Origin of the sequence: Hymenobacter monticola (assembly GCF_022811645.1) — a bacterium.
GTDB lineage: Bacteria > Bacteroidota > Bacteroidia > Cytophagales > Hymenobacteraceae > Hymenobacter > Hymenobacter monticola.
This window is the reverse complement of sequence record NZ_CP094534.1, coordinates 125630-139920: the sequence shown is the minus strand read 5'-3', so window position 1 is coordinate 139920 and position 14291 is coordinate 125630. Positions and strand designations below refer to the sequence as shown.

Annotated in this window: 13 protein-coding genes; 4 read left to right on the top strand and 9 right to left on the bottom strand. The window is 61.1% G+C overall.

The genetic code is table 11. The annotated features are described in order from the left end of the window. Positions 1–147 precede the first annotated feature (147 nt). Entirely contained in the window at positions 148–3861 is a 3714-nt protein-coding gene (gene dnaE, locus MTP16_RS00665; RefSeq protein ID WP_243514993.1) for a DNA polymerase III subunit alpha, read from the top strand. A 288-nt stretch (positions 3862–4149) separates the two neighbouring features. After that, positions 4150–4479 carry a thioredoxin gene (gene trxA / locus MTP16_RS00660; protein ID WP_196286315.1) on the top strand — a complete coding sequence of 110 codons (330 nt, stop codon included), beginning with the start codon at positions 4150–4152 and terminating at the stop codon, positions 4477–4479. 83 nt (positions 4480–4562) lie between these two features. On the opposite strand, the gene MTP16_RS00655 is transcribed toward trxA, so the two are convergent. Beyond that, complete coding sequence (locus MTP16_RS00655) at positions 4563–4943, bottom strand: hypothetical protein (RefSeq protein WP_243514991.1); 381 nt, start codon at positions 4941–4943, stop codon at positions 4563–4565. Between the two features lie 299 nt (positions 4944–5242). Here MTP16_RS00655 and MTP16_RS00650 point away from each other — a divergent pair, with 299 nt between their 5' ends. After that, the gene (locus tag MTP16_RS00650) at positions 5243–5692 is read left to right on the top strand and encodes a hypothetical protein (RefSeq protein WP_243514989.1); all 450 of its coding nucleotides are present in this window, start codon (positions 5243–5245) and stop codon (positions 5690–5692) included. 136 nt (positions 5693–5828) lie between these two features. Continuing rightward, positions 5829–7124, top strand: a complete 1296-nt coding sequence (locus tag MTP16_RS00645) for an aminopeptidase P N-terminal domain-containing protein (RefSeq protein WP_243514986.1) — start codon at positions 5829–5831, stop codon at positions 7122–7124. A 77-nt stretch (positions 7125–7201) separates the two neighbouring features. Here MTP16_RS00645 and MTP16_RS00640 read toward each other — a convergent pair whose 3' ends face one another. The 8 genes from MTP16_RS00640 to MTP16_RS00605 all read right to left on the bottom strand — a co-directional run bounded on the left by MTP16_RS00640 (position 7202) and on the right by MTP16_RS00605 (position 14193). Next, positions 7202–7756: a DUF4252 domain-containing protein gene (locus MTP16_RS00640; RefSeq protein WP_243514983.1), complete on the bottom strand. Its 555-nt coding sequence runs from the start codon at positions 7754–7756 to the stop codon at positions 7202–7204. A 126-nt stretch (positions 7757–7882) separates the two neighbouring features. Then, positions 7883–9424: a hypothetical protein gene (locus MTP16_RS00635; RefSeq protein WP_243514980.1), complete on the bottom strand. Its 1542-nt coding sequence runs from the start codon at positions 9422–9424 to the stop codon at positions 7883–7885. A 165-nt stretch (positions 9425–9589) separates the two neighbouring features. After that, complete coding sequence (locus tag MTP16_RS00630) at positions 9590–10000, bottom strand: EVE domain-containing protein (RefSeq protein WP_243514978.1); 411 nt, start codon at positions 9998–10000, stop codon at positions 9590–9592. A gap of 115 nt (positions 10001–10115) precedes the next feature. Then, positions 10116–11474, bottom strand: coding sequence for a DUF3570 domain-containing protein (locus MTP16_RS00625; protein WP_243514976.1), 1359 nt, complete (start codon positions 11472–11474; stop codon positions 10116–10118). A gap of 136 nt (positions 11475–11610) precedes the next feature. Then, positions 11611–11808 (bottom strand): DUF4266 domain-containing protein, encoded by a 198-nt coding sequence (locus MTP16_RS00620; protein WP_317244111.1) that lies wholly within the window; start codon positions 11806–11808, stop codon positions 11611–11613. Positions 11809–11871: 63 nt separating this feature from the next. Continuing rightward, the gene (locus MTP16_RS00615; RefSeq protein WP_243514970.1) at positions 11872–12912 is read right to left on the bottom strand and encodes an FAD:protein FMN transferase; all 1041 of its coding nucleotides are present in this window, start codon (positions 12910–12912) and stop codon (positions 11872–11874) included. 100 nt (positions 12913–13012) lie between these two features. Then, complete coding sequence (locus MTP16_RS00610) at positions 13013–13660, bottom strand: thioredoxin family protein (RefSeq protein ID WP_243514967.1); 648 nt, start codon at positions 13658–13660, stop codon at positions 13013–13015. A 206-nt stretch (positions 13661–13866) separates the two neighbouring features. After that, complete coding sequence (locus MTP16_RS00605) at positions 13867–14193, bottom strand: hypothetical protein (protein WP_243514964.1); 327 nt, start codon at positions 14191–14193, stop codon at positions 13867–13869. Positions 14194–14291 lie beyond the last annotated feature (98 nt).

Genomic DNA, 14291 nt, shown 5'->3' with positions numbered 1-14291 from the left:
AGCGCTCAGGGAATCAAGCCGGAGGAAAATAGGGTTTGGGGAACCCCGCCGGGCGGGGGTATCTTTACCATAAGGGATGAATTTTGAGGGTTGAATTAAATCAGCGGAAAACTCAAAACTCAACCCTCAAAACTCAGCCCTTCCGCCATGCCCACGTTCTCGCACCTTCACTCGCATACCCAATACTCGCTGCTCGACGGCCAGGCCAGCATTTCGGCCCTGATGAAGAAGGCCCAGAAGGACGAGATGCCCGCCGTGGCCCTCACCGACCACGGCAACATGTTTGGCGCGTTCAACTTCGTGGCCGAGGCCAACAAGTACAATGTGAAGCCCATCGTGGGCTGCGAGTTTTACCTGGTGGAGGACCGGCACAAGAAGGCTTTCAGCCGGGAAAAAGGCGAGCGCGACACCCGCCACCACCAGCTGCTGCTGGCCAAGGACCAGGCCGGCTACCACAATTTGGCCAAGCTGTGCTCGCTGAGCTTTATTGAAGGCGTATACTCCAAGTTTCCGCGCATCGACAAGGAGCTGCTGGTGAAGTACCACGAAGGCCTCATTGCCACGAGCTGCTGCATAGGCGCCGAGATTCCGCAAACCATCCTCTTCGGCACTGAAGCTGAGGCCGAGGAAAAGCTGAAGTGGTGGCTTGATTTGTTTGGCGAGGACTATTACATCGAAATCCAGCGCCACGGCCTGATGAATTTCGACGGCACCGGCAAAAGCCAGGAAGACGTGAACCAGATTCTGCTGGGCTTTGCGAAGAAGTACAACGTCAAGGTTATCTGCACCAACGACTCGCACTACGTTGACCAGACCGACTACGCCGCCCACGACCTGCTGCTGTGCGTGAACACCGGCGAGGAGCACAGCATCCCGGTGGGCGACATTCGGACCAACTATTACACCCTGATGACGGGCAAGGGCGAGGTGAAGTACGACCTGCTCGACAACCTGCGCCGCGACCACAGCCGCGACGAGGCCGCCCAGCGCCAGCTGCGCCGCATCGACGAGGAGCTGCAGAAGCCCAAGCCGCACACCCGCTTCGGGTTCGCCAACGACCAGTTCTTCTTCAAAACGCAGGCGCAGATGAACGACTTGTTCGCTGACGTGCCCGAGAGCGTGGACAACACCAACGAAATCGTTGACAAAATCACGCCCCCGAAGCTGGCGCGCGACATTCTGTTGCCCAACTTTCCCATTCCGGCGCCCTTTGCCAATGCCGACGAATTTCTGCGCGAGCTGACCTACGTGGGCGCCTTCGGCCCCAGCGCCGGCCAGGGCGTGGTGACGATGACCAAGCCGCCGCGCTATTCCGAGCGCACGCCCGAGATTGAGGAACGGCTTGATTATGAGCTGCGCATCATCCAGACGATGGGTTTTGCCGGCTACTTCCTCATCACCCAGGACTTTATCAACCACGGCCGCAACATTGGCGTGGCCGTGGGGCCCGGCCGGGGCTCGGCCGCCGGCTCGGCGGTGGCCTACTGCGTGGGCATCACCAACATCGACCCCATCAAGTATTCGCTGCTGTTCGAACGCTTCCTGAACCCTGAGCGCGTGTCGATGCCCGATATCGATATCGACTTCGACGACGTGAACCGTCAGAAAGTTATTGACTACGTGGTGGGTAAGTACGGCAAAACGCAGGTGGCCCAGATTATCACCTTCGGCACCATGGCCGCCAAGTCCAGCATCAAGGACGTGGCCCGCGCCATGGAGCTGCCCCTGCCGCACACCAACGACCTCACCAAGATGGTGCCCGACAAGCCCGGCACCACTCTGGCCGGCGCCTTCGCAGAAAACCAGGAGCTCGATATGATTCGGCGCGACGAAAGCCCCGAAAACCTCAAGGGCCAGATTCTGCGCCTAGCCACGCAGCTCGAAGGCTCGGTGCGCAACACCGGCATCCACGCCGCGGGTGTCATCATCGCGCCCGACGACATCACCAAATACATCCCGGTTTCGACCTCGAAGGACTCGGACCTGCTCGTGACGCAGTTCGACGGCAAGGTGATTGAATCGGCCGGCATGCTGAAGATGGACTTTCTGGGCCTCAAAACCCTGACCATCATCGTAGATGCGCTGACGCTGATTGAGAAAAACCACGGCGTCAAAATCGACATCGACGAGATTCCGCTCGACGACGAGAAGACGTATGCGCTCTACCAGCGCGGCGATACCATCGGCACGTTCCAGTTCGAATCCGAAGGGATGCGGCAGTACCTCAAGGACTTGAAGCCGACCAACATCGAGGACCTGATTGCCATGAACGCCTTGTACCGCCCGGGCCCGATGCAGTTCATCCCGAACTTCATCAACCGCAAGCACGGCCGCGAGGAGGTGGAGTACCCGCACGACCTGCTCAAGCCCATCCTGGAGTACAGCCAGGGCATCATGGTGTACCAGGAGCAGATTATGCAGACGGCCCAGATTCTGGCCGGCTACTCGCTCGGGGGCGCCGACTTGCTGCGCCGCGCCATGGGTAAGAAGGACATGAAAAAGATGGCCCTGGAGCGTGAGAAATTCACCAAGGGCGCGCTGGAGCTGCACAACATCCCCGTTAAGAAGGCCAACGAAGTCTTCGACGTGATGGAGAAATTTGCCGAGTACGGCTTCAACCGTTCGCACTCGGCGGCCTACTCGGTGGTGGCGTATCAGACGGGTTACCTGAAGGCCAACTACCCGGCCGAGTACATGGCCGCCGTGCTCACCAACAACATGGGCGACATCAAGAAGGTGACCTTCTTCATTGAGGAGGCCCGCAAGCAGGGCGTGCCCGTGCTCGGGCCCGACGTGAACGAATCCCTGCTGAAATTCAACGTGAACCAGGAGGGCGCTATCCGCTTCGGCATGGGCGCGGTGAAGGGCGCGGGTGAACTCGCGGTGGAAAGCATGGTGCAGGAGCGCGAGAAATCGGGAGAATACTCCGACATTTTCGACTTCGCCAAGCGCGTGAACCTGCGCACCGTGAACAAGAAAACCTTCGAAAGCCTGGCCCAGGCCGGCGCCTTCGATGGCTTTGGCAAGCACCGTCGCCTCTACCTCGACGCGCCCGCCGGCGACCAGAACCTCATTGAAAAGGCCATGCGGGTGGGCCAGCAGCACGCCGCAGCCAAGGAATCGGCCCAGCACAGCTTGTTTGGGGCGGGCGCCTTTGGGGCGGTGGCCGCGCCCATGCCCAAAATGCACGAGATGGAGCCCTGGAGCAAGACCGAGCAGTTGCGCCGCGAAAAGGAAGTGGTGGGCTTCTACCTATCGGGCCACCCGCTGGATAGCTACAAGCTGGAGCTTGACGCCTACTGCACCTGCGGCCTGGAAAAGGTGGAAGAAATAAAGAACAAGGAAATGGCGGTGGCTGGCCTCATCACCAACGTGCTGTTCAAGACCACCAAAACCGGCCAGCCCTTCTGTACCTTCACCCTCGAAGATTACGAATCGAGCATCAGCCCGGCGCTGTTCCGCGACGACTACACCAAGTTTGCGCCCCTCATCAACCCGCGCAACTACCCCAACGAGCAGGTGCCGCCCATGTACGTGCGCCTCAAGCAGGAGCTGCGCCGCCACACCCAGGACCAGTGGGACCTGCGCATCCTCACGATGGAGCCGCTGGCCGACGTGGCCGAGAAGCGTAGCAAAGGCGTGCGTGTGCGTCTCGACCTGCGCACCGTAACCGGCCCCATGCTCGACCGGCTGGAAGAAGCCATTGAGCACGCCCCCGGCGGCAAGCGCCTCGAAATCCAGTTTGTGGAGCCGCACGAGCACCTGGCCGTCGACATGTTCTCGCGCCGCTTCCAGATTGAGCCCAAAGCCTTCATTGAGAAGATGAAAGAACTAGAAATGGAGGTGTGCACGCTGATTTAACGGTTGTTTAACGTTGTAGCACGAGTACCCCGAAGCTCCTGCTTCGACTTGCGTTGAACGATGCAGACGCAAGCCGAAGCAGGAGCTTCGGGGTACTCGTGCTACGACCTTCGGCATGCCGTTTTGGCCTTTCAGATAGGAAAACACGCCGTCCGCCGCCGACGCTACAGACGAAGCCTACGCTTCTGAACTTTCCCCTGCCTACGCTGTTTTACCTCCAATCTGCTACCTTGCGACCCCATTGGCCGTATACGCCAGACCTTTATTTAACCCCCAACCCCAATCGAAATGGGACACAAAGCAATTGAAATCACCGACGCCAACTTCGAAGAAATCATCGGCGGCGACAAACCGGTATTGGTAGACTTCTGGGCCGAATGGTGCGGCCCCTGCCGCATGGTAGGCCCCGTGGTAGAAGAACTGGCCGGCGAATACGAAGGCAAAGTCGTGGTGGGCAAAGTTGACGTGGACGCCAACCCCCAGACCTCGATGAAGTTCGGCATCCGCAGCATTCCCACGCTGCTGGTGTTCAAAAACGGCCAAATCGTGGATAAGCAAGTGGGTGCTGTGCCCAAGCACGTGCTCGCCCAGAAACTTGAAGCCCAGGTGACGGCCTAAGCCCCCGCAGCCTTGTTCATATAAAAAGCCCCTTGCCAGTGCGGCAAGGGGCTTTTTCTGTTCAGGTGTTTTGGGAAGGGCGATTAGTTGTGGGCGCGGCCGCGGCGGGCGCGCGACTGCATTTTGGCGTGCAGCTTCAGTTGCTTTTGGTGGCCGTGCAGCTGGCGGCGGAGCTGCCGGGGCGAGGTCACGCTTTTGCTTTCTTCCAGGCCCAGCACCACGAGCATCACGTGCTCCACTTTGGCGGCGAATCGGTTCGATTTTACCGAAAGTTTCTTCAGTTTAGAAACCTGCTTGGCAGCGGCTACTTTTTCGCGGGCGGCGGCTTTGCGTTCGGCTGCGGCGGCCTTGCGCTGCATTTCGGTGGGGTTGTCGGGCGTGGCCGGGAAGCCGGCGGCCTGCGCGGCGCCGTGTGCAAAAATCAACGTTGCCCCGAGGACGAAGGAGTAGAGGTATTTTTTCATGGATGAGGGCGTATGAAGCGTGAAAGTGAGCTCTTAGAATGTGCACTAAAGTAGTAGCAGATAATATCTATCCAAAATAAAGTAATACAAAATCTAAATATGTTAAAAAAATGCAATGGGGGTAAGGCTTTTCCTTAATATGTGCAATGACAGCGCCTTCCAAATGGATGGAATTGTTCGTCGCGATGGGTGTGAGTAGCGGGCAAATGTGATTTGCTGAAATAGGACTGCTTTACCTCAACCATGCCGGGCGACGCCGCGTAGCAGGCTCATTTCTCACCCTTTTTTACAATTTCAACATGAAACGCATCCTCGGTTTCCTCGTTTCCCTGAGCTTGTTAGGTGGCACGGCCGCCGTGGCTCAAACAACCGTACCCGCGCAGAGCGCACCGGCCGCTACGTCGAGCAGCAGCTCGACGAAAATGACGACCACCAAGACGACCCAACCCGGCACGAAAGTGACGACGAAGTCGAGCACGATGCAGAACCCGGCGGGTATGTCGAAGTCGAGCACCATGACCAAGAACTCGGGTTCGATGACCAAGTCGAGCACCATGACCACGCCTTCGGGCATGACGAAGTCTTCCACCTCGAGCAGCACCCGCGTGAAGGCCGACGGCAGCGCCGACATGCGCTACAAGGAAAACAAAATGACCAAAACCACCGGCCCCGTGAAAGCTGACGGCACGCCCGACATGCGCTACAAAGCCAACAAAACGACGGTGAAAACGACCCAAACCAAAATGTAAGGTCGTTGCAATGCCGTTTTCAAAAAGCCTCTGCCACATCGGCAGGGGCTTTTTTGCGGTATCTGCGGTGGTGCGCGGGGCGTTGCAAGGGCAGCCGGCCTAACTTGCGCCCGCATTCCTAACCGACTTCTTGCCCATGCGCTACGCCCCCCTCGCCCCCGAGCTTTTTGTGGAAAATCGCCGCCGCTTCCGCGAGCTGCTGCCGCCGGCCTCGCTGGCCCTTTTCCAGAGCAACGACATCATGCCCACCAACGCCGACGGCACGATGGCCTTCCGGCAAAACAACGACCTTTTCTACCTGAGCGGGGTAGACCAGGAGGAAAGCATTCTGGTCATTTTTCCGGATGCGCGCCTGCCGCAACACCGCGAAATTCTGTTTCTGAAGGAGACTTCCGAGCACATTCTCATTTGGGAAGGCTACAAGCTGACCAAGGACGAGGCCCGGCAGAACTCCGGCATCCGCACCATTATGTGGCTCGACAGCTTCAAGTCGGTGCTGCCTGCGCTGATGAACGAGGCCGAAAATGTGTACCTGAACTCGAACGAGCACATTCGGGCCGTGGTGGAGGTGGAAACGCGCGACGCCCGCTTCATCAAGATGCTGCAAAGCCAGTACCCGCTGCACAACTACCGCCGCGCCGCGCGCCTGCTGCACCAGCTGCGCGCCATCAAGAGCCCCGAGGAAATCCGGGTGATGCGCCAAGCCTGCGACATCACGGGCAAGGCGTTTCGGCGGCTGCTGGGTTTCGTGAAGCCGGGCGTGTGGGAGTTCGAGATTGAGGCCGAAATCGTGCACGAGTTCATGCGCAACCGCAGCCGCGGGCCGGCCTACGGCAGCATTGTGGCCAGCGGCAAAAACGCCAACGTGCTGCATTACACCACCAACGACAACCAGTGCCAGGACGGCGACGTGATTCTGCTGGACTTCGGCGCCGAGTATGCCAACTATGCGGCCGACCTTTCGCGCTCCATCCCGGTCAACGGCAAGTTCACCCCTCGCCAGCGGCAGGTCTACGAGTCGGTGCTGGCTGTAATGGCTTTCGCCAAAACGCGCCTCGTGGCCGGCGCCGAAATTGAAGAATACCACCGCCTAGTGGGCGAGTGCATGGAGCAGGAGCTCATCAAGCTCGACCTGCTGAATGCGTCGGACGTTAAAAATCAGGACCCGGCCGCGCCGCTTTACAAAAAATATTTCATGCACGGCACCAGCCACTACCTGGGCCTCGACGTGCACGACGTGGGCTACAAGTACCGTGTGTTTGAACCGGGCATGGTGTACACCATCGAGCCGGGCATCTACATTCCCGAGGAAGGCCTGGGCATTCGTCTGGAAAATGACATCCTCATCACGCCCGGCGGCAACGAGGATTTGATGGCTGACATCCCGCTGCAAGCCGATACCATCGAGGATTTGATGGCTGCAGGCCGCTAAAATCTGGTTGCCGATAACAAAGAAAGCCCGCCCAGCTACGCAGCTGGGCGGGCTTTCTTTGTTATCGGCAACCACGACTACTTGCTTGTAGCCTGCACAATCTGCGGCAGGTACTTGCCTAGCGCCTCCACTTGCGACTTGGTGAAATTGCCTTGTACCGACACCAGCACGAAGGAATCGGCCACGTCGGGGAGGGTGCCGAGGGCGGCAAATTCCGACACGCTGTTGCCGGAGCCGCGGGTGGAAATGGCGTAGTTGCTGCCGCCGAAGCCGGCCGTGGACAACGGGTCGTACTTGTTGTTTTGGAGGATGCCAGCGGCTTCGGCTCGCAGGCCTTGCGCGGCCAACTCTTTGGCCGATGACGACGTGGGCGTGAAGCTGATGACGCGGGCCGAGCGAATGCCGGTGATGCCGTTGGTGAGGTCGGAGCCGCCGAGAAGTTTGGCAGCTTTCACCAGAGCCAGGCGCTGCAGCAGGTCGGCCGACCATTCAGTGGCTTTGAAGCCGTCGCGGTTTTCGTACTTCGAGAAGAACGACGCCACGGTTTTGGCGGGCGTGCCGGGGCCACCGGCGCGGCAGCCGGCCAGCAGCAGGATGAGAAAAAGGACGGGGAGGCGGAGTTTGGCAAGCATACAGGAGCGTTGGGGTAAGAGAAAATAATTTCGCTTAGTACGGAAACCGACGCTAAATGGGGTAAATAAATACCGTCATGCCGGGCGCAGTCCAGGTATGACGTTCTGCTTCCTTATTGCTTTGGCCTAAAACACCACCGAGTTCAGAAAAAACACCTGCCGGTCGGGGCCGTGCTCCACTTTTACGCGCTGGTAGCCGGTGGCTACGAAGCGGCTGCCGAACCAGGGCAGCAAGTCGGCTTGGGAGGTGTCGCTGGTGCGCTCGGGGCTGGTTTCGGCGGGGCCCGCGTCGGTGCGGATGACGACGTGCTGGTCGTTGGGCGAGTCTTCGGCGCGGTTTATCAGCTTGTAGCGCAGCTTGTCCTCGTCGAGGTAGGCCAGCACGAGGCGGCCATCGGGCAGGCGCTGCAGGCGCACGGCTTCTTCAAGTTCGAGGCGGCGCAGGTTTTCTACTACGAAGGTGTTGTCCCAAATCAGGGCGCCGCTGCGGTCGAAGCCGCACACCACGGCGTGGGTGGTCTGGTAGCCGTCGAACACGCGCGAGTTGGCGTAGGGCGAGGGGCTAAACTGGTTGCCGAGATTGTTAAACGGGCCGGTGTAGCTGCCGTAGCTGTTGTAGCGGTAGTGGGGCACGTAGGCCTCGGCCACCAGCACGTAGCCGCCGTCGGGCTGGGGCAGCAGCTCGTGCAGCAGCAGGCGGTAGTGCCAGCGCACGGGGGCGTTGGAGCGGGCCAGCCGGCGCGCCGTGCGCGCCCGCAGCCGGGCCTGGCGCGAGGGCTTGAGGTAGTCGAAGAAATGCTTCAGGTGCAGGAAATCGTAGAAACGCAGCGGCTGCCGGGTGCCGGTGCTGGCCTGGGTGCCCAGGTCGGTGGCGAAGAGGCCCTGCGCGTAATCGGGGCCGCGCAGCGAATAGGTGCCCATGAGCAGGCGGGCGGTGGTGTCCTGCGGGGGCGTCACCTGGGCCGTGATGAGGCTGCGCTCGCTCTCGGCTTGCACAAACTCCGACTTGACGAGCTGGCCGCGGTCGGTGAGCTGCTTGAGCAGCAGGCGGCTTTTGCGGCCGTTGGTTTGGCTCAGCACGTACTCGGCACGGCGGGTGGCGGCATCGGCCACGAAGGTGAGCTGCGTGGGCAGCGGCTCATACACCGAGGGCAGGTACTGCATCTGGCCGGTGGCCACGTCGAGCAGCAGGGCCGTCACGTGCAGTTGGTCGTTCAGCAGCACCGTGGCAAACAGGCGGCCATCGAGCGCCTTCAGCTCCACCACGTCGCGGCTGAGCTTGGTGTCGAACTGCTGGGTGCGCACCTGGCCCAGGTGACCGTTGTAGGCGGCGGCCCACAGCCGGCCGGGGTTGCTGCGCGAGGCAAACAAGGCGTATACCGTGCTGCCCTCGGCGCACATACGGGTGAAATCGAACTCATCGGGCACTTCCAGCGGGGTTTCCTGGCGCAGGCGCAAGGCATGGTCGTACTGCTGAAAGCTAAAGATGGTCTTGCTGGAAAGCGGCTTGTTGCGGCCCACCAGCAGCACCACGGTGCTGTCGGCGGGCAGGGCCTGCACGTGCACCTCGCTGTCGGACGGCTCCAGGGGCAGCTCGGTGCGGGCCGTTTGCACGGGCGCCCCGGGGGTCGGGATGGCCGACAGCTGGCCCCGTTTCTGGGCCCTCACATCGGATATCCCCGCGAGGGAACCGGCCCAAAGTAGCAAAAGAAAGTAGCGGAATTTCATGCCCGAGTGCCCTAAAAAAGCAGCTGGAAATACCTGACTCCAACGAGCGGCTGCTTCGCTAAAGTTAAACGCAATGACGGCGGTTTTGTGCCCGGCGGCGGCTTTTTATTTTGCTCCCAGTGCCAAGATGGCATCGTACTCCTCGGGCCGCACCGGCAGCACCGATAGGCGCGACTGCCGCAGCAAGGCCAGCTCGCTCAAGCGGGCATCGGCTTTAATCTGGGCCAGGGCCACGGGCCGCAGCAGGGGCTGCACGGGCCGCAGCTGCACGGCCACCCAGGGCGAGCCGGCCTCGGCCGTGGCATCGGGAGCGGCCAGGGCCGCTACTTCGGCAATGCCCACCACGGCCTTCTCGCTCACGCTGTGGTAGTAGAGCACCAGGTCGCCGGGCTGCATCAGGTTAAGGTTGTTGCGGGCCTGGTAGTTGCGCACGCCGGTCCAGGCCGTGCCGTCTTCGGCCACGAAGGTGTCCCAGGAATATTTGTCGGGTTCGGATTTAACGAGCCAGTGTTTCAAGTGGTGGAGTGGTGGATGAGTGAGGTGGTGGATTGATGCCTTAACGGCGCAATTTGCATAGACCAACCAGCAAACTCACCAATCCACCACCCCAACAATCCGCCAATCCACTAACTCACAGCGCGAAGCCTAAATCGAAGCTGACGATGTTGGCCTTCAGGTCGGCGCGGTTGGCGGCGCTGTAAGTGCTGGCGCCCGTTTGCCAGTAGTTGGCGTAGCGCAAATCCAGCGACTTGAGGCGCATCACGCGCGGGCGGCCTTGCCCGTCTTGGCCCGGCACGCGGAAGCGCGTGATGCCGTATACCGGCGAATAGCGCAGCCCCAGGCCCACCTTGTTGGCCGAGAAGGCCGACAGGTCGTAGTCCGACGTGTAGTACGTGTCGTTGACGGAATGCTGCGCAAAGGGCGCGAAGTAGGTAGCCGCCGTCTGCGTATGGTAGCGGTAGAAGGGATAAAGCGCGAAAAATTGCGTCACCTTCACCGGCAGCTCCACTTCAAACGTGTGGGCCCGAATACCGAAATCATCGTTGTAGAACCGGTAGAAGCCGCGCACCTGCACCAGGTCGGTGGCGTAGTAGTTCAGGCGCAAGCTCACGGGGTATTTGAAGCGGGCCCGGGGTAGGCTTTCGATGCGGGCCGCCGTGGGAAAGCGGGCCGCAAAGTCGCCACTCGGCGTAGGCTCGGGGTTCAGGTCAGGGTTGTCGCGGAAATACACCCGGTGAAACGGTGTGCTCAGCAGCCCGTTTTGCGACACCAGCTCGGTACTCACGGCCGCCTGCAGACGCTTGGTGAGCACCTGCGAGTAGGTCGCCGATAAGTTGTAGGTCTGGCGCTTGTCGGAGCCGTAGTCGCCCTTGCCGGTGAGGGAGCCGGCATAGCCCGGCCGCAATTCCAGCGGCTGAATAAGGGTAATCTGGTCGAAGAAAACCTGCCCGGCCAGGCTGAGCTGGCGGTTGCCGTCGCGGGAGGTTTTGGCAAACGAGCCGGCCACGTTGAAGGAAGAGTAGTCGTACTCCTTCGACACACCCGCTCCCACGCCCCAAATCGTGCCTTTATACTTGTGCTCGCGGCTGTAGCCGAAGTCGCCATGGAAGCGCACGTCGTAGCTCGAAGGCGTGCTCAGCGCAAAGTCAATCCGGTCGGTCGAAGCCGAAGCGTAGAAATCGGCCCCCACATTGGCCGTGAGGCGACTCACGGTGTCGAGCGGCACGTTCACGATGATGGCGGGGGGAACGTCGGTCAGCTTCTGGGTGCCCCGGCCGCCTTCCACGGCGCCGTGGCTGCCGTCCTGCTGGTAGTAGCCGCCGATGATGTCGATGGTCGTTTCCTCGGCCGCCCGGCTCACCGGCACCGAAGGGCTCACCGGCGCCCCGTAGCCGTCGATGCGGTTGGGGTTTTGGGTGGTGCCGGTCTGGGCCCGTGCCGGAGTTGCCAGGGCCGCGAGGGCAAGAATAGGGAGGAGTAGAGTTTTCAAGAATGATGATGTTGGAACGTCATGCCGAGCGTAGCCGGGGCATCTCGCTCGCTTCGTGCAACAATTGAGTTACTTGCCGCAAGCGAGATGCCCCGGCTGCGCTCGGCATGACGCTCTTTTTATTAACTACTAACCCTTAATTGCACCCGCAGCCGCCGCCCACCTTGCCGCCGTTGGCGCCGCCGGCACCTTCGCGGTAGCTCTCGAAGTTGGTTTCGGGCGTTTCCACGGTTTTGGTGGCCAGCTTCATGTCCTCGTCGTTAAGGTAAACTTTCTGGTAGGCGGCCACCGACACGCAACTGGGCAGCGCCGCGCCCGCCGGCAGCAACAGCAGCGCCAGGGCCAGGCGCGGGTAGGAGAGGAGCAAGGATTTTTTCACGGTAACCATAACGAGAATTCAAGGCTGGTTGGCGGTGGCGCCGTGGTAGTAATTCAGCTTCATGCCCTTCGATACAAGGGTTTTGTTGTCGTCGGTTATCAACGTACAATCCACGCTTTTCAGGCCGTTGATGAACGCCAACCCGGCCGTTGGCCCTTTCACAAAGACGACTTCGTCCAGGCCATCGGCTAGCTCCACGTCGGGGCACAGGATGGTGACCGAGCGCAAACCCACCGACGGGTAGCCGGTGTGCGGGTTGATGATGTGCCCGTACACCTGCCCGGCCACCGTGAAGTACTGTTCGTAGTTGCCGGCCGTCACCACGGCCATGTCGGTCACGTCAATCCAGGCGGCCACGCTGCGCGGGTGGTCGGGGTCGCCAATGGCCACGCGCCAGAGCGAGCCGTCGGCCTGCCGGCCCCAGCAGTAAATGTCGCCCGAGCCATTCAGCAACCCGCCCCGGATGCCCAACCCATCAAGCACCTGCTTGGCCCGGCGCAGGCCGTAGCCCTGCAGGATGCCCGCCAGGTTGATGCGCATGCCTTTCTCGGGCAGAAAAACGGTATGCTGCGCGGCATCGAGCTTGATTTTCTGCCAGCCGATGCGCCGCACCGAGGCCCGCACCGTAGCCGAGTCGGGCAGGCCGGCGTGGGCTTGCCGGTCAAACTTATACAGCTTGTCGGCGCTGGCAAAGGTGATGTCAAACGCGCCGTCGCTGAGCTGCGAGAGGCGCAGCGTGCGGCTTATCAAGTCAAACGTTTCGGGCGACACGGCCACCGGCCGCACGCCCGCCAGGCGGTTGATGCGCACTACTTCGGAAGTCGAGTCCCAGAACGACATCAGCCGGTCGATGCGGCGCACTTCGAGCAGGCCCGCGCGCAGGGCCCGCTGCCCGGCCGAGTCGTCGGCGGACACCACCGTGAAGGTGAAGTGCGAACCCATAAGGTGGGCACTGCGCGTGAACGTGTGGCGCTGCGCGGAAGGCGCGGTTTGGGCGCGGCTGGGCCCGGCGCTCAGCAGCTGCAGCAGCAACAGAATCAGCAGCGGTTTTTTAGTCACAGGTAATTATTCGCGGACGCCGAGACACAATACGTTGCGTCTCGGCGTCCGCGCCGTTTCAGCGATTTCGTTTAACACCGAAACGCAAAGTATTGCGTCTCTACAGCGTGGGCACTACGGTTTTCAAATACGCCTCAAAGGCCGCCGGGCCGCCGGCGATGTAGCCGGTTTTGGCCAAAACTTTGCCCTCGGGCGAAAGCACCACGGCCAGCGGAAAATCACCTTCGCGGTTGAGCTGGGCAGCAGCGGCTTCGTTCAGCTTGAGCTGGGCGGCCGTGGGCTGGTTCTTCTTCAGGCGCGGAAAGTCGAAGTGGGCCAGCACCAGCTTGTCCTTGGCGTAAGCGGCAAACTCCGGCTTGGCAAACACTTCCTGCTCGTATATAATGCAGGGCTTGCACCAGTCGGAGCCCGAGAAAACGGCCAGAATGGGCCGGTTGGTGGCTTTGGCCTGCGCCTGCGCCGCGCCCAGGTCCGATACCCAGCCATCGGCGCCGGCCAACCCCTGGGCTGGCGCCGCCGCGGCCGGCAGCACCGTTTGCGGAGCCGAAGCCACGGGCGAAACGGGTTGCGGTGCGGCCGGAGCTACCGTTTTGGTTTTGCTGGTGCTGCCATCGGCCGCCGTAGTTTTGGTTTTGACTTTGTCGTCCTTGGCTTTAATGGTGGTTTTCTGGGCCAACGCGGGGCCGGCGCTCAGGGCCAGGACTAGGATAAGTGCCCGCGCGGGGCTGCAAGCAATGCGGAGAAACATGGGAATGAAGAACGTGAGGGAGAAGGCTTGCACAACCATCGTCAGCCGGCGGGAAGTTCTTACGCGGCGCCGAAACCGTGGTTGGCGGCCATTGCGAAGGCTGTGTCTTCGGTTTCGCAAAGCTGCTGCCGACGCATGAAAAGACGGTGAACGAACCCCGTGCGCGTCGCCCAACGCCGGGCAGTGGTTGGCCATTGGCGGCACGCTCAGGGCTTTCCGGCCGGCAGCTTACGCAGCTTAAGCACTTTGTTTTCCAGCGACACAACTTCCAGGTCGTAGTCGGGCTCCGGGCCTTCGTCGAGGTGAATGCGAATCTTGTTGAGCTTGCTGCCGTCGATAACCCAGGTGCCGGGGTGGCCGGTCAGGCCGTCGGTGGGGGCAATGTCGAACTGCTCGAAGCGCCCGTAGGGCTTGAAGGCGAAGCCCGTGCGGCCCCGGGCGGAGGGGAAATGATAGGTGTTGGGCCGATACACCAGGGTGTCGCCAGAGTCTTCCTCCCGCGAGTTGAGCCAGGTGCCTTCAAGCCGTTTCATGGAGGCCGGGGAATAGATTACGACCGACTTGCGACGTTCACAAGCTGTGGTAAGCAGCAGGAGCAAGGCCACCGGCAGCAACCGGGCAAAAGGACGGA

Coding starts and splice junctions, on each gene's coding strand:
- MTP16_RS00610 (WP_243514967.1), bottom strand. CDS start 13,660: ATGTTTCTCCGCATTGCTTGCAGCCCCGCGCGGGCACTTATCCTAGTC.
- MTP16_RS00655 (WP_243514991.1), bottom strand. CDS start 4,943: ATGAAAAAATACCTCTACTCCTTCGTCCTCGGGGCAACGTTGATTTTT.
- MTP16_RS00650 (WP_243514989.1), top strand. CDS start 5,243: ATGAAACGCATCCTCGGTTTCCTCGTTTCCCTGAGCTTGTTAGGTGGC.
- MTP16_RS00640 (WP_243514983.1), bottom strand. CDS start 7,756: ATGCTTGCCAAACTCCGCCTCCCCGTCCTTTTTCTCATCCTGCTGCTG.
- dnaE (WP_243514993.1), top strand. CDS start 148: ATGCCCACGTTCTCGCACCTTCACTCGCATACCCAATACTCGCTGCTC.
- MTP16_RS00605 (WP_243514964.1), bottom strand. CDS start 14,193: ATGAAACGGCTTGAAGGCACCTGGCTCAACTCGCGGGAGGAAGACTCT.
- MTP16_RS00645 (WP_243514986.1), top strand. CDS start 5,829: ATGCGCTACGCCCCCCTCGCCCCCGAGCTTTTTGTGGAAAATCGCCGC.
- trxA (WP_196286315.1), top strand. CDS start 4,150: ATGGGACACAAAGCAATTGAAATCACCGACGCCAACTTCGAAGAAATC.